Origin of the sequence: Serratia sp. JSRIV002 (assembly GCF_019968725.1) — a bacterium.
Classification (GTDB): Bacteria; Pseudomonadota; Gammaproteobacteria; order Enterobacterales; family Enterobacteriaceae; genus Chania; species Chania fonticola_B.
Window position 1 is genome coordinate 5,420,933 of record NZ_CP074143.1, and the last position, 19,621, is coordinate 5,440,553.

General features: G+C 55.6%; 15 protein-coding genes. 6 read left to right on the top strand and 9 right to left on the bottom strand.

From position 1 onward, the window contains the following. Nucleotides 1–222 precede the first annotated feature (222 nt). The 9 genes from tldD to csrD all read right to left on the bottom strand — a co-directional run bounded on the left by tldD (nt 223) and on the right by csrD (nt 13,960). A complete protein-coding gene (gene tldD, locus KGP26_RS25405; protein WP_021807011.1) occupies nt 223–1,668 on the bottom strand; it encodes a metalloprotease TldD in 1,446 nt (481 codons plus the stop codon). A 7-nt stretch (nt 1,669–1,675) separates the two neighbouring features. Next, on the bottom strand, nt 1,676–2,533 hold the full coding sequence (gene nit1, locus KGP26_RS25410; protein WP_094981526.1) for a deaminated glutathione amidase: 858 nt from the start codon (nt 2,531–2,533) through the stop codon (nt 1,676–1,678). Next, a complete protein-coding gene (yhdP, locus tag KGP26_RS25415) occupies nt 2,530–6,336 on the bottom strand; it encodes an AsmA2 domain-containing protein YhdP (RefSeq protein ID WP_223664736.1) in 3,807 nt (1,268 codons plus the stop codon). Before yhdP ends, nit1 begins: the two co-directional genes overlap by 4 nt. 602 nt (nt 6,337–6,938) lie before the next feature. Beyond that, nucleotides 6,939–8,408 carry a ribonuclease G gene (gene rng, locus KGP26_RS25420; RefSeq protein ID WP_021807013.1) on the bottom strand — a complete coding sequence of 490 codons (1,470 nt, stop codon included), beginning with the start codon at nt 8,406–8,408 and terminating at the stop codon, nt 6,939–6,941. Between the two features lie 85 nt (nt 8,409–8,493). Continuing rightward, nucleotides 8,494–9,078 (bottom strand): nucleoside triphosphate pyrophosphatase, encoded by a 585-nt coding sequence (locus KGP26_RS25425; protein ID WP_021180762.1) that lies wholly within the window; start codon nt 9,076–9,078, stop codon nt 8,494–8,496. A gap of 10 nt (nt 9,079–9,088) precedes the next feature. After that, complete coding sequence (gene mreD, locus KGP26_RS25430; RefSeq protein WP_021180763.1) at nt 9,089–9,577, bottom strand: rod shape-determining protein MreD; 489 nt, start codon at nt 9,575–9,577, stop codon at nt 9,089–9,091. Then, the gene (mreC, locus tag KGP26_RS25435) at nt 9,574–10,566 is read right to left on the bottom strand and encodes a rod shape-determining protein MreC (RefSeq protein ID WP_021180764.1); all 993 of its coding nucleotides are present in this window, start codon (nt 10,564–10,566) and stop codon (nt 9,574–9,576) included. Before mreC ends, mreD begins: the two co-directional genes overlap by 4 nt. A 96-nt stretch (nt 10,567–10,662) precedes the next feature. Further along, nucleotides 10,663–11,706, bottom strand: a complete 1,044-nt coding sequence (gene mreB / locus KGP26_RS25440; RefSeq protein ID WP_021180765.1) for a rod shape-determining protein MreB — start codon at nt 11,704–11,706, stop codon at nt 10,663–10,665. Nucleotides 11,707–12,028: 322 nt separating this feature from the next. Further along, nucleotides 12,029–13,960 carry an RNase E specificity factor CsrD gene (csrD, locus tag KGP26_RS25445; RefSeq protein ID WP_021807014.1) on the bottom strand — a complete coding sequence of 644 codons (1,932 nt, stop codon included), beginning with the start codon at nt 13,958–13,960 and terminating at the stop codon, nt 12,029–12,031. 295 nt (nt 13,961–14,255) lie between these two features. Here csrD and KGP26_RS25450 point away from each other — a divergent pair, with 295 nt between their 5' ends. The 6 genes from KGP26_RS25450 to accC all read left to right on the top strand — a co-directional run bounded on the left by KGP26_RS25450 (nt 14,256) and on the right by accC (nt 19,569). Then, nucleotides 14,256–15,236 (top strand): MDR family oxidoreductase, encoded by a 981-nt coding sequence (locus tag KGP26_RS25450; protein ID WP_059199000.1) that lies wholly within the window; start codon nt 14,256–14,258, stop codon nt 15,234–15,236. 135 nt (nt 15,237–15,371) lie between these two features. Then, nucleotides 15,372–16,373, top strand: coding sequence for a protein-methionine-sulfoxide reductase catalytic subunit MsrP (gene msrP, locus KGP26_RS25455; RefSeq protein WP_021180768.1), 1,002 nt, complete (start codon nt 15,372–15,374; stop codon nt 16,371–16,373). Continuing rightward, the gene (gene msrQ, locus KGP26_RS25460) at nt 16,374–16,982 is read left to right on the top strand and encodes a protein-methionine-sulfoxide reductase heme-binding subunit MsrQ (protein ID WP_059199001.1); all 609 of its coding nucleotides are present in this window, start codon (nt 16,374–16,376) and stop codon (nt 16,980–16,982) included. Nucleotides 16,983–17,258: 276 nt separating this feature from the next. Continuing rightward, nucleotides 17,259–17,711, top strand: a complete 453-nt coding sequence (gene aroQ, locus KGP26_RS25465) for a type II 3-dehydroquinate dehydratase (protein WP_021180770.1) — start codon at nt 17,259–17,261, stop codon at nt 17,709–17,711. Nucleotides 17,712–17,743: 32 nt separating this feature from the next. Beyond that, nucleotides 17,744–18,208 (top strand): acetyl-CoA carboxylase biotin carboxyl carrier protein, encoded by a 465-nt coding sequence (gene accB / locus KGP26_RS25470; protein WP_059199002.1) that lies wholly within the window; start codon nt 17,744–17,746, stop codon nt 18,206–18,208. An 11-nt stretch (nt 18,209–18,219) separates the two neighbouring features. Beyond that, nucleotides 18,220–19,569, top strand: coding sequence for an acetyl-CoA carboxylase biotin carboxylase subunit (gene accC, locus KGP26_RS25475; protein WP_021180772.1), 1,350 nt, complete (start codon nt 18,220–18,222; stop codon nt 19,567–19,569). Nucleotides 19,570–19,621 lie beyond the last annotated feature (52 nt).

The following is a 19,621-nucleotide window of genomic DNA, read 5'->3' on the forward strand; positions in this document are numbered from 1 at the left end:
TCCGGCCTGAAAAGAGCATTGCAATTTCTGATTGCTGGAGCACTTTCTCCAATAGAGAATGTAGTGATTAGTATACGCAAACGAAGTGACCTGTTCCCAATTGATTAACACCGCGTGATGTTATCAACGTCCACTTATCGCTCTTAGTTGACTATCACATTTAGCTATTAGCTTTGACCCCAACCCGCGAGGGTCAGGGCTTGATACATTAAACCGCGCTTATTACGCCGTTCCGCCCACGGTAAGTGAATCCAGCTTCAGCGTCGGTTGGCCAACGCCTACCGGCAGGCTCTGCCCTTCTTTACCGCACACGCCTACGCCCTTATCCAGCGCCAGATCGTTACCCACCATCGAAATCTGCTGCATCGCCTCAATACCTGAACCAATCAACGTGGCACCCTTCACCGGTTTGGTGACGCGGCCATTTTCGATCAGATAGGCTTCAGAGGTGGAGAAGACAAATTTCCCGGAGGTGATATCAACCTGACCACCGCCGAAGTTTGGCGCATAAAGGCCATACTCCACGCTGGCGATAATATCTTCCGGCGTCGATTTGCCCGCCAGCATGTAGGTGTTGGTCATACGCGGCATCGGCAGGTGAGCATAAGACTCGCGGCGGCCGTTGCCGGTAGGCGCAACGCCCATCAGCCGTGCGTTGAGTTTATCCTGCATGTAGCCTTTCAGGATGCCGTTCTCAATCAGCACGTTGTATTGGCCCGGTACGCCTTCGTCATCGATCGCCAGTGAACCACGGCGGCCTTGCAAGGTGCCATCATCCACCACGGTGCACAGCTCAGAAGCCACTAGCTGGCCCATCTGGCCGCTGAATACCGAGGTGCCACGGCGGTTGAAGTCGCCTTCCAGCCCGTGACCGACCGCTTCATGCAGCAACACGCCCGGCCAACCCGCGCCCAGTACCACAGGCATGGTGCCCGCAGGGGCAGCCACGGCAGAGAGGTTGACCAGCGCCATACGCACCGCTTCTTTGGCAAAAGCATCGGCACGCACTTCACCGTCCACCACTTCCAGAAAGTAGTCATAGCCAAAACGGCCACCGCCACCGCTGGCTCCGCGCTCACGCTTGCCGTCTTCTTCCACCAGCACGCTGACGGAGAAACGCACCAGCGGTCGAACGTCCGCCGCCAGGGTGCCGTCCGTTGCCGCAACCAGTATCTGCTCATACACGCCGGTAATGCTGGCCGTCACTTCCTGCACGCGCTTGTCTTCAGCACGCGCGACCTTGTCTACCCGATGCAACAGCGCGATCTTCTCTTCCCGCGGCAGGCTTTGCAGCGGATCGAGCAAAGGATACAGCGCCTGATAGCCGATCTCACCCAGCGTATGGACTTTGCCATTGCCGCTGTCACGCACAATGCTACGAGCAGCCTGTGCACTTTGGTTCAGGGCGTTCAGGGTGATTTGGTCCGCATAGGCAAAGCCGGTCTTTTCACCGCTGACCGCGCGCACGCCAACGCCCTGGTCGATATTGTACGAGCCATCTTTGATGATGCCATCCTCAATCACCCAGGCTTCGTGGTAGCTGGACTGAAAATAGAGGTCGGCGTAATCGAGGCGGCGTTCGGCCAGTTGACCCAATACGGAGAACAGGTCTTGATGACTCAGCTTATTCACAGCGAGTAACTGCTCACTGACAAACGACAGGCTCATAATTTTTTCACTCTTTATTGGCGGAGTTTTCAACCGGCGCAATCAGCGTCGGCTGGAATCGGTTATGTTGCATTACCGGCATCTGCTTGCGTACCGTATGCAACTTGCCGGTATTTACGCGCACTTTCAGCGCGGACACGGCGTCGGGGTTTTCTGCCAGCACATTGCCCCAGCTGTCTACCACCATGGAATGTCCCCAGGTACGGCGGGTTGCCCCGTGGCGGCCTACCTGCGCGGGAGCCAAGATCACACACTGGTTCTCGATAGCGCGGGCACGCAGCAAAATTTCCCAGTGTGCCTCACCGGTCACGCGGGTAAATGCGGCGGGAACCGAGATCAGCTCCGCACCTTTCGCACGCAGCGCCTGATACAGGCCAGGGAAGCGCAGGTCGTAGCATATCGTCATCCCCAAGCGGCCAACCGGCGTATCAACCACCGTTAATTGCTGGCCATGCTGATAGGTATCTGACTCGCGGTAATGGGCGTGGATATCATTGATATCTACGTCGAACATGTGCAGTTTGTCGTAACGGCCACGGATTTCGCCCTGATCGTCAAACAGCAGGCTGCTGGTGGTGATGCGCGTCGGATCTTCGCGGCTGATCAATGGCATAGAGCCAACCAGCAACCATACCCCATAACGGCGAGCCATATCGCGCACCGCCTGCTGCAGCGGCCCGTGACCTTCCGTTTCCGCATGTTCACGGTAGGCGGCCGAGTTGGCAAACAGTAAGGCGTTCTCCGGAGTCATCACCAGTTTTATCCCGGGATTGAGCTGCTTGATCTGCTGCTCAATCTGGGCCAGGTTGTCCCGTATCTGCTCACCGCTACACAGCTGTAATAACGCAACGTTAGCATTTTTCATGGCGATTTATCCTCTTTTGGCTTACGCAACACCTCATGAATACTTGGGTGGTCCAGGCTGCCGGTAATGTCATAGCGGATAAACGAGATCTTGCTCCACAACGGCCCCAGCACTTTCGAGGCCGCAAACACCGCCGCCCCCACAATCGGGTTGATTACAAACGCGGTCGCCACTCCGACCGTCGCCGAGATCTCTGGCGCTATCACGGCCTGCATATCAATCTGGCGTTTCACCAGGTCGATCTGGCCGCTCATGGCGATATCCGCCGCCAGCCCATCCACCAAAAAGTTATCTGTATGCATTATGCCATCTTTCGCCCAGATAGTGCCGCGTATGGAGTCAAAGTAAAATCCATTACCGAAGGTATCACGGAAGTCGAACTGTAATTTGCGCAGCAGGGCATCAAAGCTGACCAGGCGTAACAACTGCCCAGCCCGGCCACCGCCGACGTTGTCAATCTCGCCTTTGCCCAGATCGACCTTCATGGTGCCATTGAGCGTGTTGATCTGCGGTTTCCATGGCTGCCCATGCCAGTGCAGATCAAAATCGATATCGTAAGGCGCGTCTTTTAATGGAATGATCACGCCGAAGAAACTGGCGGTGCGATCGATTTTGCTGCCCAGCAGTTTGCCCTTTAACGCACTGCGCTCTTCCTGAGCGTTTTGTTTCCACAGGCCGGTGGCGCTCATACGGCCATAGCCGGTATCTACCAGGCCATGGCTTAGCACCAGAGAATCCCCCTCACGTTTGAGATCGGCCTCCACCGTGCCAAGATTCTGCCCCATCACCCAGCAGGATTTACAACGCAACATCAGCGAAGGCCAATCCTGGAACGAGATCCGCTCCTTCGAGTCCAACGGGTTGGTTCCACCAGCACTGCCGTCGCCGCTGGCAAACTGCGGGTTGTAGTAAAGATAGCCGAGATCCGCACGCCACACGCCCTTATCCGGCATCGACAGGCTACCATCAATCTCTTTACCCTTGGCGGTGACGGTCGTTCCCGCCAACTGCTGCACGACCGCCAGCTGAAGGTTATGCCACGCCTGTCCGCCCAGCGTCAGCTGTGGGGTTTCGAGCGTTACGCTGGTTGGGAACACAAAGCTGCCCACCTTACCTGCACCGCTGCTTTGCTTCATCGCCGGTGCCAATAGCCCCAGCCACTGCTCGCCATCCAACGCGGGCAGATTGAGCACCAGGGATTTATCTTTGGGTAACGTTGGGGTAGCGGAACCGCCGGTTTGCCAAGCGGCACGTGCCAGCGTAACCTGCTGTTTGGCCAACAGCCATTCGCTGTTGAAGTGGTTTTGCTTGCCCGCACTGCCATTGAGCATCAATCCTTGCAGGCCGCCGTTCACTTTTACGTTAACGGGTAACGCTTCCCCTGCGGCTTTATTCAGGGGAGAAGGTAAGTGACTGCTTACTTTTTTCAGATCGGCATTCACACCAATCTCATAGTTCGGCTCGCCTTTATGCGGCAGGTTGATGGCCACTTTACCCTGCCAGGCGGCGCTGCCTGCCAGCTTTTTGGCAAACTCTGGCGGCAGGCCTTCAACCTTGGCCGGTTGCCAATCGCCTTTCAGCCCAACGTTAACCTTATAATCCTGTTTGCCTTCCAGCGTATCGAAGTTGACCGTCAGCGGCTGCCCAAACCAGTTGGCCGTCAGGGTATCGCTCTGCAGGTTGCCGTTGTCGAAACGGAACTTGCCGCTTACTCTCTCTAGCTGGCTCTCCAGCGGCTTGACCAACAACGAGTTGTTATTCAGCGTCACTTCACCGCTGGCGTTAACCAGCTCACCGTCCAACGGAATATTCAGATGTAAGCGCCCACTTACATTGCCACCCACCTGCAGCTCATCTAACGCCGCCCCGACAGAGTCATCCAGTGGGGTCTGCATGAAATAGTCGTGGATAGCTTGCCCGGTGCCCGCAACGTCGGCATCAATCAACAGGCGTTGTTTGCTATAGTCCGGAATGACGGCGCTAATATTTCTGCCCGTCGCAGTGCCCAGTTTGGTTTGCGGCGCATTCATCCACAGGCCATTGTTGGCAAAGTCGAGGTCGATCGCCAGATCGTCCAGCGCTGGCCATTCCGGCTGGAACTGGAAGGTAGCGTGGCGTAGTGGGACAAACACCTGAAACTGCCCTTCGTTCTTCTCATACGGGAAGTGCTGCGGATCGCCCGCATAAATCAGGGAAGCATTATCAACCTGCCCACCCTGGATCGCCTCGCTGAGATAATCCACCAAATGTTTACCCATCAGCGGTTCAGGGAAATAACGCCAGGCATCGGCGGCATCATACAAACGGATGCCAGCCAGAATATCCAGCCAAGGCTCGCCGTTGGCCGGTTGCTGATAGCGGAAATCACCGTTAATCCACAGGGATTTGGACTGTACATCCAGACTTTGGCTTGCCAATTGCCAGCCTTGAGCGTTGTTTTGCCAGGTCAACGCTCCGCTCGCACGGCCGATCTCCAACGGTGCCCGGAACATATCGCCATAAGGCAGCGTGCTGTTATTCAGCCCCAGCGTCAGACGGCCGTTTTCCACGCCCCCGGTTAACGCGCCGGAAAAGTGATCGACGCCCGGCAACAGTTTCCAGTGTTGCCAGCTCAGATCCTGCCACCACGCCTGAAAACGGGTTTTTTCCGGCTGTTGCAGCGGGATATCCAACGCCAGCGCCCTAAGCATGCCGCGAGGTTGTAAGTCTTTCCAGTGCTCCAGCACTTCCGGGCTGAGGAACGAGAAGGTAGGCAGCAACGCTTCCAAACGTTCCAACTGGATGCCGGTGGCACGGATACGGAGTTCTTCACTCTGGTTTGGCCCGATAAATTGGGTATTTTCCGGCAACCACAGCGCAGTAAGGGTTCCGGGTGCCCAGGCTTGGCCATCGGTTTTCAGGTTCAGGGCAGGTGCATACACCTGCCAGCCGTTGCCCTCACGGCTCAGTGCCAGCGCCAGATTATCGACGTCCAACCGGTGTTGATCGCCACCCGCCAACCAACTGGCGGTGCCTTTATTAAGCAGGGCATTACCGCTGTAGATTGCGCCATTTTTGATATTGAGCCAGGCGGCCAGGCTGAAATCGGCACTTTCGAGACCGGTATTGGTTTTCAGCCAGCGGCTGAACCAGGGCTTCATGTCGATTTCGTCGGCCTGCATATAGATGGTGCCGGTATTGAGCAACCCCTGCTCATCCCGCAGATCCAGGCGTAACTGTACCGCACCGTGCTGGCCATTCAGGCTGGTCAGGCTGATTTGACCTTCCGCGCGATGGCGGTTATAGCTGTTGAGCCAGGTCATTTGCGGGATATGAAATTCAGCACGCGAGCCTGATGGGGTAAGGAACGAGAGGCGGCTGTTGCGCAGATCAAAGTGATCCAACTGATACAGGAACAGATCGCTGACTCCGTTCGGGGTAAGGCCATTGCTACCTTCCCCCCCGAGCGTCGCGTCAAGATCAAGCTGCAACTGATAGAAGGTGAGATCGCGGAACTGCCAGCGCCAATGCAGCAGGGATTGCCACACGTCCAGCGCCAGCGTGACGCGCTCGATCTGGATTTTGCTTGTTGGCAGGGCCAAACGGATGTTGCGGGCCTCCAGCGTGGGGCCAAAGGTTTCCCAACTGCCCTGGATAAAGTCGGCCTCGACGGGCACCCCGGCGATCGCCTGCACCTTCTCCAGCAATTGCGGGCGATAGTGGTTAAGCTCAGGCAGCACCAGACGCAACCCGCTGATCAGCAACGCCACAACAACAATCAAAATGGCGCCTGTGGCTAACAGGATCCCGGGCAGTCGCCTCACGCATTTCTCCTTAATGACCAAATATATAACCTAACGCTTGTGCCCCTCACCCTAACCCTCTCCCACAGGGAGAGGGGACCGATCGAGTTAGGCTGAAAGTATTGTGATCCTTCATGAGCACCGGATGATCCACCTTGGATGCGGAGCCGATCACGGTTGCCTAGATGACTTCTTTACCTCCAAAAGAGCAGGAACTAACAGCTCCCTCTCCCCGCGAAAGAGGGTTGTGATCCTTCATAAGCACCGGCTATTCCACCTGCATGAGGGGGCGAACACGGTGCCCAAATCACTTCTTTACCTCCAAAAGAGCAGGAACTAACAGCTCCCTCTCCCCGCGAAAGAGGGTTGTGATCCTTCATAAGCACCGGCTATTCCACCTGCATGAGGGGGCGATCACGGTGCCCAAATCACTTCTTTACCTCCAAAAGAGCAGGAACTAACAGCTCCCTCTCCCCGCGAAAGAGGGTTGTGACCCTTCATAAGCACCGGCTATTCCACCTGCATGAGGGGGCGATCACGGTGCCCAAATCACTTCTTTACCTCCAGAAGAGCAGGAACTAACAGCTCCCTCTCCCCATGGGAGAGGGTTGGGGTGAGGGGTATTACATCATCACAACGTCAAACTGTTCCTGGCTGTATAAAGGTTCGATCTGCACCTTGACCTGTTTGCCAACGAAGATTTCCACTTCCGCCAGCGCGTGTGACTCTTCACTTTTCAGCGCTTCACCCACGGCCGCAGAGGCATAGACCAGGAAACGATCGGAATCGTAAGCATGATGCACGCGCACGATCTCACGCATAATCTCATAGCAGACGGTTTCCACCGTTTTCACCGTTCCGCGCCCTTGGCAGGTCGGGCAGTCGTTACACAGCACATGCTCAATACTTTCACGCGTGCGTTTACGCGTCATCTCCACTAAGCCTAGCTGAGAGAAACCATTGATTGTGGTTTTTACCCGATCTTTACTCAACGCCAGTTCCAACGAGTGCAATACCCGGCGGCGGTGCTCATCATTGTTCATATCGATGAAATCAATGATGATGATGCCGCCCAGGTTGCGCAGCCGCAGCTGGCGGGCAATGGCCTGCGTCGCTTCGATGTTGGTATTGAAGATGGTCTCATCAAGATTGCGGTGGCCGACAAAGGCCCCGGTGTTGATATCCACGGTGGTCATGGCTTCGGTTTGATCAATGATCAGGTAACCGCCGGACTTCAATTCAACCTTGCGTTCAAGCGCCCGCTGGATCTCGTTCTCGACGTCGTACAGATCGAAGATCGGCTGGCTGCCGGTATACAGCTCCAGCTTATTGGTGATATCCGGGATGTACTCGCCGGTAAATTCCACCAATTGGTCATGCGTCAGGCGCGAGTCGACGCGGATACGATCCAGCGCCGCCCCGGCAAAGTCGCGCAGGATACGGTGCGCCAACGCCAGTTCGCCATACAGTTTGTACTTGGTCTGGTTGCGCTTTTTGCGCTCCATGACCTTGGTCCACAAGCGCTTGAGGAAGGCGGCATCCTGCGCCAGCTCTTCTTCACCTACCCCTTCAGCCGCAGTGCGGATGATAAAGCCGCCCAGATCGTCGCAATATCCCGCCACGGCACGCTTGAGACGCTCGCGTTCGGCTTCGCTTTCAATACGTTGGGAAACACCCACGTGTGCTGCGCCCGGCATAAAGACCAGGTAGCGCGAAGGTAGAGTAATATCGGTAGTCAGGCGTGCCCCTTTGGTGCCAAGCGGATCTTTCACCACCTGAACCATCAGATCCTGCCCTTGGCGCACCAGTTCGGCGATATCGCGCACGGAGAAATTCTTTTGTTCATCACCGGCAACACACTCGGTGTGCGGCATGATATCGGAGGCGTGCAGGAAGGCCGCTTTATCCAGGCCAATATCGACAAAGGCCGCCTGCATGCCGGGTAACACGCGGCTGACACGCCCTTTGTAGATATTGCCAACGATGCCACGCTTGGCTTCGCGCTCAATATGGATCTCTTGCAGAATGCCGCCGTCAATATAGGCAACCCGCGTTTCCGACGGCGTAATATTTACCAGTAGCTCAGCTGTCATGCTTTCTCCTCAGAGCCGGTGTAGCGCCTGCCCTTATCTTTCCTGTGCTCACGCTATGGCGGCGACGGGAAATCTAGTGGTGGCATCAGCCGGCTCTTACCTCTCGTAATGCGACAAAATGACTGAGCAGCTCATGTGTTTCGACCAGCGGCAACCCCATCACCGCGTGATAACTTCCGGTTATCGTTCTGACGAAACAACCACCCTTACCTTGAATTCCGTAAGCGCCCGCTTTATCCATCGGTTCGCCTGTGGCGATATAGTCGCAGATATCCTGTGGTGACAGATTGCGGAACGTCACGTCGGTGACCACCAGTTGGCATAAAACGCCCTGTTTATCGGCAATCGCCACGGCGGTCATCACCTGATGCTGTTTCCCGGACAAGGCTGCCAGCATCTGCGCCGCATGCTCTTCATCCCGCGGTTTTTCCAACACCTGGCCGTTCAACACCACGATAGTATCTGCACCCAGCACGGGCCAATCCTGTTGCGCCAGAGTTACACCTGCCCTGGCCTTATCCTGCGCCAGACGGCGAACGTAATTTTCCGCCGCTTCCCCTTCCTGCCGCTGCTCTTCAGTATGCGTCAGAATCACTTCAAACGGTACGCCGAGCAGAGTCAGCAGTTCATGGCGACGGGGAGAACCGGAAGCAAGATAGAGCGAAAACATCGTTATAACCTCATTGTACGGCAAACTGACGGCGGATCTTGCGCATCAGCAGGAATAACCACGGCCAAAGCACGCCGTTGACCACACTACTCCAGAACACCTCGGGGCGGAAAGAGACGTTGATCACTAAAAACTCCGCCCAGAACACCACCACGTCCATGGCCAATGATAGCAGCACGACGATCAGCGCTTGCTGCCACAGGGCCATATTGCGGAATAATTGGAATTTGAACGCGACGAGATAGGCGATGATGCCCATGGCCAGCGCACGCACGCCGAGCGTGGAACCCAGGATCAGATCCATGATCAACCCCAGGATAAAGCCGGTGCCGACGTTAACCCGATGGGGTAACGCCATCACCCAGTAAGTGAGGATCAGCAGCAGCCAGGATGGCCGGAACATGTAGATTTGGTCCGGCCACGGCATGATTTGCAGCACTAATGCTACCAGGAATGACAGCCAGATAATCCAGCGCCCGTTGCTGCGATAGCGATTCATCGGGTTGCCCCCACCGGTGGCGGCTGAACGGTGCCGGTAGCGGGAGCCGGCAGCGGAGCCGGTGGGCCCATGGCATCAGCCGGTGGCAATACCTGCGGCATCATCTGCATCAGGCGTTCATTGGCAACGCGGTGAACTTCCTCCGGCGGCAGCGGCATGGTGCCGTTGCGATCGGCGCCCCATAGTAACAACAGATAGCGCAAGCGTTGCAGGCCAGCGGTTGGCCGCGCCTGGATCACGGTATAGGCGCGTTGGTTATCCACTTTTACCGAAGACACCACGGCTACCGGATACCCTTCCGGGAAGCGCCCGCCCAAACCGGAGGTGACCAGCACATCCCCGACGCGGATATCGGTATTGCCCGGCAGATGTTCCAACTGCAGGTCATCCGTACAGCCACTGCCTGCGGCAATCACCCGGATATCATTGCGCAATACCTGGATCGGCAACGCATGGGAAGCATCACAGATCAGCAGGACGCGGCTGGTCATTTTAGCCACCGCCACCACCTGCCCGACCACGCCTTTATCACTGATAACCGGCTGGCCTTCATAAACCCCGTTGTCCGACCCTTTATCAATCACGACCTGATCGCTATAGGGGTCTGAACCGGTAGAGATCACCTGAGTGACCATTTTGTGTTCGTCCTGGCGCAACGGCGAGCCTAACAGCTCACGCAAACGGGCATTTTCCTGTTTGAATTGGCCAAGAAGAAGATTATCGCTGTTTTTGAGTAACAGTTCCTGCCGCAGAGCACGGTTTTCCAGCTCTAGCTGTTGGCGGGTAGCCAGCGTTTCCGATACGCTGTCCAAAACTTTACGCGGCCCGTTAGCCAAGAAGTAAAAAGGGCTGACGGCGGTGTCCATGTAGTTTCGTATTTTAACGAACGTACCGAGCCGGCTGTCGGCAACGATCAACGCAATCGCCACGATCACTGCCAGGAAAAGTCGTAGTTGCAGGGAAGGCCCCCTGCTAAAAATCGGCTTCATAAATTATGCACGTTCCTCGACAACAGAAAGGGGAACGCACCAGATGCCAGGTTAATGCCGTCATCCGCTACGATCCCTCCATTCTGGGGCTGCTCACTATTCTTCGCTGAACAAATCGCCGCCATGCATGTCGATCATTTCCAACGCCTTGCCACCACCGCGAGCCACGCAGGTGAGAGGATCTTCAGCCACCACTACCGGGATACCGGTCTCTTCCATCAGCAGGCGATCCAGGTTACGCAGCAATGCGCCACCACCGGTCAGCACCATACCGCGTTCGGAGATGTCGGAAGCCAGTTCCGGCGGGCACTGTTCAAGCGCAACCATGACCGCGCTGACGATGCCGGTCAGAGGTTCCTGCAAAGCTTCGAGAATTTCATTGGAGTTCATGGTGAAGCCACGCGGCACACCTTCTGCCAGGTTACGGCCACGCACTTCAATTTCACGCACTTCGTCATCCGGATAGGCCGAGCCGATACCGTGCTTGATACGTTCTGCGGTAGCTTCACCGATCAGTGAACCGTAGTTACGGCGCACATAATTAATGATGGCTTCGTCAAAGCGGTCACCGCCGATACGCACGGAAGAGGAGTACACCACACCGTTAAGCGAGATCACCGCCACTTCAGTAGTACCACCACCGATATCAACCACCATGGAGCCAGTGGCTTCCGATACTGGCAGACCCGCACCGATCGCCGCAGCCATAGGCTCTTCAATCAGGAAGACTTCACGCGCGCCTGCGCCCTGAGCGGACTCACGGATCGCACGGCGTTCAACCTGGGTGGCACCAACAGGTACGCAAACCAGTACGCGCGGGCTTGGGCGCATAAAGCTGTTGCTGTGAACCTGCTTGATGAAATGCTGCAGCATTTTTTCGGTGACAAAGAAGTCGGCGATCACGCCGTCTTTCATTGGGCGAATAGCCGCGATATTGCCAGGCGTACGCCCCAGCATTTGCTTGGCGTCATGACCTACGGCCGCAACGCTCTTGGGTGAGCCGGCACGATCCTGACGAATGGCAACCACCGACGGTTCATTCAGTACAATGCCTTGTCCTTTAACATAAATCAGGGTATTGGCGGTACCCAAGTCGATGGACAAGTCATTAGAAAACATGCCACGAAATTTCTTAAACATAACGAAAGGATAATCCTGCAAGCTGGGGGCGGAAAATAAAATCCGCCTACTTTACCAACCACACGAAGCAGCGACAAGGCGCAAAAACGTCCTACTTCGGTGAAAATTAGTCTGCGTTATTTGTGACCGAATGCACGGAAAGCGAATGGGGCCTGATATCCCTCAACAAAGGCTCAGCTAGCCACCAAATCAACGTACCAAACGGCAGTAACACAGCTCATAAAATCTAACATTTTTCCTGATTGTCACCGGTGGTAAGCACCTACTGACGCCCACAGGAAAAGACGGGCCATTCTACGTTAATTTTTGCCCGGTCATCAGGTTAAACACGATATCGACGCGAATATTTTTTGCGAGCTATATCGATCGGCTCTGGCGAAGCGAAAAAGTCCCCCTGCCCACCAAGGATCCCGCGCTCTTTCAGCGTCTGCCATTCATTGCGCGTACGCACGCTGGCAGCAAAAACCTTCGCTTGAGTACCTTCGCAGGCACCGGTCAAGCTCTGAACGAACAGCTGATTCTCATCCCGCCGGTCAATACTCCGTACCAACCCTGGGTGAAGCTTGACGATCTCCACCGGTAACGACTTGATATAAGAGGTACTCACCACCGTCAACCCGGCCTGAGAAACCGCCAGACGACAGCCCAATCCGGTCAGCAATCGCAGCACCGGACGCAAACGGTCGATATGTTGACACACATCTGCCTCTGCAAGTTCAATCAGAATTCGCCTGCGGTGACTTTTTTCACACTGTAACAGGGTATCGCGCAGCCAACGTTGGAAACTGCGCTGCAATAATGAATCAACGCATAGTGGAAACGCCAGCGTCTCTTCCGGCCACAGCGCCAATAAAGGAATAATCCGATTCATCTGCTGGCGGTCATAGCTTTCCGCCAAGCCAAGCTGATTGACCAGCGGCATGTACTCGGCAGGCAACAGTTCCTGTGCGCCATCATAAATCCGGCTCATGATTTCGCGGTGATGCACATCGCCTTCCACCGTCACCGCCGGTTTTTGATATAAACGAGGGCCACCGCGCGCCAGCACCTGTTCCAGCAGAGTGCGCCATTTAACGCTGCCGCGCCCTTTCTCCGGCACATTACTGTCATAGACGTACCAGCCGTTTTCGCCTTGCAGTACGGCATGACGGGTTGCCTGTTCGGCGTAATCGATGATCTCTTCCGGGGTCTGCCCGCTGCGATAGGCCACAATACCGATATGCAGGAAAGCCTCACGGTCAATCAGCGCCGTTGAGGGCAAGGAGTCGATCGCGTTGACCAGTTGCGCCGCGATGCCGTCCGCTTCCTTCAGCGTGCGGTGTGGCAGCAGAACGGTAAAATCACTGTGGAAATAACGGGCCAGCAAGGCGGCAGGGTAACGCATGACAAAGGTGGACAGCAGGTTGACCAACGAATACATCAGCTCCTGCACCGCGGCATTGCCGTGAATTTCACGCAGGGTATCGAAATCTGGCAGGCGCACCATCATGACGATGCCGTGTGACCCGACATCTTCCAACTGAGTGGTGAGCTGGTTATCAAAGAACAACCGGTTATTGAGGCCGGTTTTCGCATCCTGAGCGGCAAAAGCACGGATCAGGGTATCTACCCGGCTGCGCTCCTCACGCGCTTCGGCCAGATCGGCCAGCAGCCGATCCAACGCACCGCTGACGCTGGCGGGCCATTCGCGAACGTCTCCCTTCAGCACCTGTTCACGTTCGCCGTTGAGAATGCGCCGCGCCCGGCGTTCCAGGCGATCTTCACCTACCGCCTGTTCACGCAGCCAGCGTAAACTGAACAGCAGTATCACCACCATGATGACGATCGACAGCGTGACCGCCGCCGTGGACTGCAATGAACGCACGTCGCTGGCGAACGGATCGAGGTAGGTGACACTTACCCGGGTGCCGGGGTGATGCATCATGGTCAACGAGGTTTGGCGGTAGCCAGCCAGCGATGCCCAGGGGGCTTTGATGGTCGGTAGGCTGTAGGAGAAAAGGTTGCTGGTTTCGGTATCGACATTAATCGCCACGATGCCTAGCGGCCGCATCACCAGGGGCAGCCAGTTATCCTGAGCCTGCAGCGGTTGCAGCAGCATTGCCTGATCGATGGAGGTGGCCAGGGCTTCAAAACGACGCTCTAGGCGCTCCTGAGTCACGTAAAAGAAACTGTATGAACACCCCATCAGCATCAAAAACATAGCCAATGCGACGAGCAGGGTGATTAGTGCAGAGAGTTTGGTTGTAAATCTCATCCCTGTGCCTTCTGCGCGATGATAAAATGAAGAGCCACCTTTTGAAGTTCCAAGGCCCCGTTCCTGCTCGATTGAAAACAACGCAATACCCTGATATTAAAAATCATGAAGCGACTTCAATTTCTTTGCCAAGCATCAGGTTAGCTCATACAAAGCTATCAAGCCTGACCGACGAAGAAAACCATTAAACACTCTTTTTTTGTCCTTTATCAGGACAGGCTTTTTTATTATGCATATAGTCAGACAATACTGAACCATACATTCATATAATATATGAAAAAGCGGGGAGCGATGCATGCGCGTATTATTATTGGAACAAGATGGCGAAAAAACCCTGGCACAAGTCAAGAATATTGATAGTGAGCAGTTGCCAGAAGGGGATGTGACGGTCGACGTCAACTGGTCCAGCCTCAACTATAAGGATGCCCTGGCGATCACCGGCACGGGGAAAATCATTCGTCACTTCCCAATGGTGCCTGGTATCGATTTTGCAGGCCTGGTACACAGCAGCAAAGATCCGCGTTTTAAACCAGGCCAGAGCGTAGTACTCACCGGCTGGGGCGTTGGCGAAAATCACTGGGGCGGGTTGGGCGAACAGGCCCGCGTTAGCGGCGAATGGCTGGTACCACTGCCAAAAGGGCTGTGTGAACGCAAAGCGATGATCCTCGGCACCGCCGGCTTTACCGCCATGCTGTGCGTGATGGCACTGGAAGAAGGCGGAGTGAAACCGGAGGACGGCGACGTGCTGGTCACCGGAGCCAGCGGCGGCGTGGGGAGCACGGCGGTCGCCCTACTGTCCGCACTGGGCTATAGCGTCACCGCCATCAGCGGGCGCGACAGCAATACCGACTATCTGAAATCCCTCGGTGCCAAAACCGTGCTGCCCCGTAGCGAATATATTGAAACACCGCGCCCGCTGGAGAAACAGCTGTGGGCCGGCGCCATCGACACCGTCGGCGACAAATTGCTGGCTCGCGTGCTGGCGCAGATGAATTATAACGGCACCGTTGCCGCCTGCGGCCTGGCGGGAGGCTATCAGTTGCCGACTACCGTGATGCCGTTTATCTTGCGTAACGTGCGTCTGCAAGGCGTTGATTCGGTGCTGACGCCGCTGCATCGTCGCCAAACCGCCTGGGAACGTCTGGCCGGTATTCTGCCAGAAAGTTTCTATGATCAAGCCACCCAGGAAATTCAGCTGGAAGACGTGCCTGCCGCGGCTACCGCGCTGATGAACAATCAGATCACTGGCCGCACCCTGGTAAAAATCCGTTCATAATCTGTGGGGCGCCGCATCCGGCGCCCGCTTTTTCCCCACAAGAAATTACCTCTCGTTTACCTCTCTTTACATCCCCCCTCTCGCAGAAAGTTGGCTTTCACGCCATGCTTACACCATCACTTGCGGAGATAAAAAATGAAACAACAGCGAAAACTGACCGAAGCCGATGTCACGCCGGAAAGCGTGTTCTATCAGCGGCGCAAGGTGCTCCAGGCGCTAGGGATCACGGCAGCCTCACTGGCTTTGCCCATCCAGGCACAGGCCGACTTGCTTTCCTGGTTCAAAGGTAACGATCGGCCCCCGGCTCCAGCAGGCAAACCGCTGGACTTCAGCAAGCCCGAAGCCTGGCAAGCCAAGCTGGAGCTGACACCGGAAGAAAAAGTCATGGGGTACAATAATTTTTACGAATTTGGCCTGGATAAGGCCGATCCCGCGGCCAACGCAGGCTCCCTGAAAACGACGGACTGGAAGGTGAAAATCGACGGCGAAGTCGGCAAGCCTATAACGCTGGACATCGACGATTTACTCAAGCGTTTCCCGCTGGAGCAACGCATTTATCGCATGCGCTGCGTCGAAGCCTGGTCGATGGTGGTGCCGTGGATCGGCTTTGAGCTGGGCAAACTGCTTAAGCTGGCGGAACCCAACAGCAATGCGCGTTACGTGGCTTTTCAAACGCTGTACGATCCAGAGCAGATGCCAGGCCAGAAAGATCGCTTTATTGGTGGTGGCCTCAAGTATCCCTATGTCGAAGGTTTGCGCCTTGATGAAGCCATGCATCCACTGGCTCTGTTGACCGTGGGCGTGTATGGCAAGATGCTGCCACCGCAAAACGGTGCTCCGGTGCGCCTGATCACCCCATGGAAGTACGGCTTCAAAGGCATCAAGTCTATCGTACAGATCACCCTGACCCGCGAACAACCGCCAACCACCTGGAATTTGTCTGCGCCCAACGAATATGGTTTTTACGCCAACGTGAATCCCCATGTCGATCATCCGCGCTGGTCGCAGGCCACCGAACGCTTTATCGGTTCCGGCGGCATTCTGGATGTGAAACGCCAGCCGACGCTGCTGTTTAACGGTTATGCCGATCAGGTGGCTTCGCTCTATCGCGGCCTCGATTTACGGGAGAACTTCTGAGTGCGCTTAACCCCCAAGCAGATCACCTGGCTAAAAGTTGCCATCTACCTGGCGGCATTCCTGCCCTTTCTGTGGCTGGTGTTGTCCGTCGATCAGGGCTGGTTGAGCGCCGATCCGGCCAAGGATATCCAGCATTTTACCGGCAGGATGACGTTGAAATTGCTGCTGGCCACCCTGCTCGTCACTCCATTGGCCCGCTACGCACGCCAGCCGTTGCTGATCCGTTGCCGACGCCTGCTGGGTTTGTGGTGTTTTGCCTGGGGAACCTTGCATCTGGTAAGCTACTCGACGCTGGAACTGGGGCTGAGCAACATTGGCTTGCTGGGGCGCGAACTGGTAACCCGCCCCTATCTGACGCTAGGTATCCTCTGCTGGTTGATTTTGCTGGCTCTGGCGGCCACCTCAACGCTATGGGCGCAGCGTAAATTGGGGGCCAACTGGCAGAAGTTGCACAACTTCGTCTATCTGGTGGCGATCCTGGCACCGATCCACTACCTTTGGTCGGTAAAAACGTTGTCACCGCAGCCTTTTATTTATGCGTCGCTGGCGCTGCTGCTGTTAGCTCTGCGTTACAAGAAATTCCGCTCGTGGTGGCGTAAACCGCGCTAAAACCGGCAAGATTGACGGTAAAAATCCCAGGTCGGGGAGCGGAACTTTTCTGTGTTCTACCCCTCATAATCCAATAGCGGCACTTGGTGTTTGCTGATTTAGGGTTGAATATCTTCGCTGATAAGACCAGTATTTAGCTGCGAATTGCCACGATATCGTTATAATGCCCGACCTTGTCCCTGTCGCAGCTGTAAAATCTGCGCGTAACAGGTGACAAATCGGTGACATCGGGTTATTTTCTACGATGATGGTTTTATTGCCGGAGATACCAGCACAATGGCGGATAAGTTTCACATTTTGCTTCTGAACGGCCCCAATCTCAATCTGCTGGGGGCGCGTGAGCCGGAAAAGTACGGCAGCGCTACGCTGGCAGAGATTGTTAACGGATTGGAAAACCAGGCGCTCGCGCTAGATATCACCCTGAGTCATCTGCAGTCCAACGCCGAGCATGCGCTCATCGAACGCATTCATCAGGCACGCGGCAATACGGATTTTATCCTGATTAACGCTGCCGCATTCACGCACACCAGCGTGGCGTTGCGCGATGCACTGTTGGCAGTACAGATCCCGTTTATCGAGATCCACCTGTCCAACGTGTACGCTCGTGAGCCTTTCCGTCATCACTCCTACCTGTCTGATATCGCGGTAGGCGTGATCTGTGGCCTCGGCGCGGATGGCTACACATTTGCTTTACAGGCAGCGGTTCGCCGTTTGTCAAAAACCCACTAATTGCTACACAAAAAGAGTACGGAATCACACTCATGGATATTCGTAAAATCAAGAAACTGATCGAACTGGTTGAAGAATCAGGCATTTCTGAACTGGAAATCTCTGAAGGCGAAGAGTCGGTTCGCATCAGCCGTGCCGCACCGGTGCAGGCTTACCCAATGATGCAACAGTACGCAATGCCAGCCCAGCAGCAGCAACCTGCTCTGGCCAACGCCGTTGCCCCTGCTGCAGCAGAAACCCCAGCAGCACCAGCGGCCATGAGTGGCCATACCGTTCGTTCACCAATGGTAGGGACCTTCTACCGCACCCCAAGCCCGGACGCGAAAGCCTTCGTGGAAGTGGGCCAGAAAGTGAATGCTGGTGATACTCTGTGCATCGTTGAAGCCATGAAAATGATGAACCAGATTGAAGCTGACAAATCCGGTGTGGTTAAAGCGATCCTGGTAGAAAACGGCCAACCGGTTGAATTTGACGAGCCACTGGTCGTCATCGAATAACGAGGCGCACCATGCTAGATAAAATTGTTATCGCCAACCGTGGCGAGATCGCGCTACGTATCCTGCGCGCTTGTAAAGAACTGGGCATCAAAACCGTTGCCGTTCACTCAAGTGCCGACCGCGATCTGAAACACGTTCTGCTGGCGGATGAGACCGTTTGTATCGGCCCTGCACCGTCAGTTAAAAGCTATCTGAACATCCCGGCCATCATCTCCGCCGCCGAAATTACCGGCGCCGTGGCGATCCACCCGGGTTATGGCTTCTTGTCCGAGAACGCCGACTTTGCCGAGCAGGTAGAGCGCTCTGGCTTTATCTTCATCGGCCCACGCGCCGAAACCATTCGCCTGATGGGTGACAAGGTTTCTGCCATCAGCGCGATGAAAAAAGCCGGCGTACCTTGCGTACCAGGCTCCGACGGCCCGCTGACCGATGACATGGACAAAAACCGTGCCTTCGCCAAGCGCATCGGTTATCCGGTGATCATCAAGGCTTCCGGTGGCGGCGGCGGTCGCGGCATGCGCGTTGTGCGCGGCGACAAAGATCTCGAGCAATCCATCTCCATGACCAAAGCGGAAGCCAAAGCGGCTTTCAACAACGACATGGTGTATATGGAGAAGTACCTGGAAAACCCACGCCACATCGAAATTCAGGTGTTGGCAGACGGTCAGGGCAACGCCATCTATCTGGCTGAACGTGACTGCTCCATGCAGCGCCGCCACCAGAAAGTGGTCGAAGAGGCACCAGCACCGGGGATCACCCCAGAGCTGCGCCGCTACATCGGCGAGCGCTGCTCAAAAGCCTGTGTGGAAATCGGCTACCGCGGTGCGGGTACCTTTGAGTTCCTGTATGAGAACGGCGAGTTCTATTTCATTGAAATGAACACCCGTATCCAGGTGGAACACCCGGTTACCGAAATGATCACCGGCGTGGATCTGATCAAAGAGCAGCTGCGTATCGCTGCCGGTCAACCGCTGTCGATCAAACAGGACGAAGTGAAGGTACAAGGTCATGCGGTGGAATGCCGTATCAACGCCGAAGACCCGAACACCTTCCTGCCAAGCCCAGGCAAGATCACCCGCTTCCACGCTCCTGGTGGTTTCGGCGTGCGTTGGGAATCTCATATCTACGCTGGCTATACCGTGCCGCCGTACTATGACTCCATGATTGGCAAGCTGATCACCTACGGTGAAAACCGTGACGTGGCAATTGCCCGCATGAAGAACGCCCTGGCTGAGCTGATCATCGATGGCATCAAAACCAACGTTGAACTGCAGCAGAAGATCATGACCGACGAAAACTTCCAGCATGGTGGCACCAACATCCACTATCTGGAGAAGAAGCTGGGTCTGCAGGAAACCTGATTATCGGTTAACGATATCGGGCTAATAAAAAACACCGCATGAGAACTTCTGC

What these genes read in the sequence shown, in the direction of transcription:
- accB (WP_059199002.1), top strand. Translation starts at nt 17,744, where the DNA reads ATGGATATTCGTAAAATCAAGAAACTGATCGAACTGGTTGAAGAATCA.
- mreB (WP_021180765.1), bottom strand. Translation starts at nt 11,706, where the DNA reads ATGTTTAAGAAATTTCGTGGCATGTTTTCTAATGACTTGTCCATCGAC.
- rng (WP_021807013.1), bottom strand. Translation starts at nt 8,408, where the DNA reads ATGACAGCTGAGCTACTGGTAAATATTACGCCGTCGGAAACGCGGGTT.
- mreC (WP_021180764.1), bottom strand. Translation starts at nt 10,566, where the DNA reads ATGAAGCCGATTTTTAGCAGGGGGCCTTCCCTGCAACTACGACTTTTC.
- KGP26_RS25425 (WP_021180762.1), bottom strand. Translation starts at nt 9,078, where the DNA reads ATGTTTTCGCTCTATCTTGCTTCCGGTTCTCCCCGTCGCCATGAACTG.
- mreD (WP_021180763.1), bottom strand. Translation starts at nt 9,577, where the DNA reads ATGAATCGCTATCGCAGCAACGGGCGCTGGATTATCTGGCTGTCATTC.
- accC (WP_021180772.1), top strand. Translation starts at nt 18,220, where the DNA reads ATGCTAGATAAAATTGTTATCGCCAACCGTGGCGAGATCGCGCTACGT.
- msrP (WP_021180768.1), top strand. Translation starts at nt 15,372, where the DNA reads ATGAAACAACAGCGAAAACTGACCGAAGCCGATGTCACGCCGGAAAGC.
- csrD (WP_021807014.1), bottom strand. Translation starts at nt 13,960, where the DNA reads ATGAGATTTACAACCAAACTCTCTGCACTAATCACCCTGCTCGTCGCA.
- KGP26_RS25450 (WP_059199000.1), top strand. Translation starts at nt 14,256, where the DNA reads ATGCGCGTATTATTATTGGAACAAGATGGCGAAAAAACCCTGGCACAA.
- nit1 (WP_094981526.1), bottom strand. Translation starts at nt 2,533, where the DNA reads ATGAAAAATGCTAACGTTGCGTTATTACAGCTGTGTAGCGGTGAGCAG.
- aroQ (WP_021180770.1), top strand. Translation starts at nt 17,259, where the DNA reads ATGGCGGATAAGTTTCACATTTTGCTTCTGAACGGCCCCAATCTCAAT.
- tldD (WP_021807011.1), bottom strand. Translation starts at nt 1,668, where the DNA reads ATGAGCCTGTCGTTTGTCAGTGAGCAGTTACTCGCTGTGAATAAGCTG.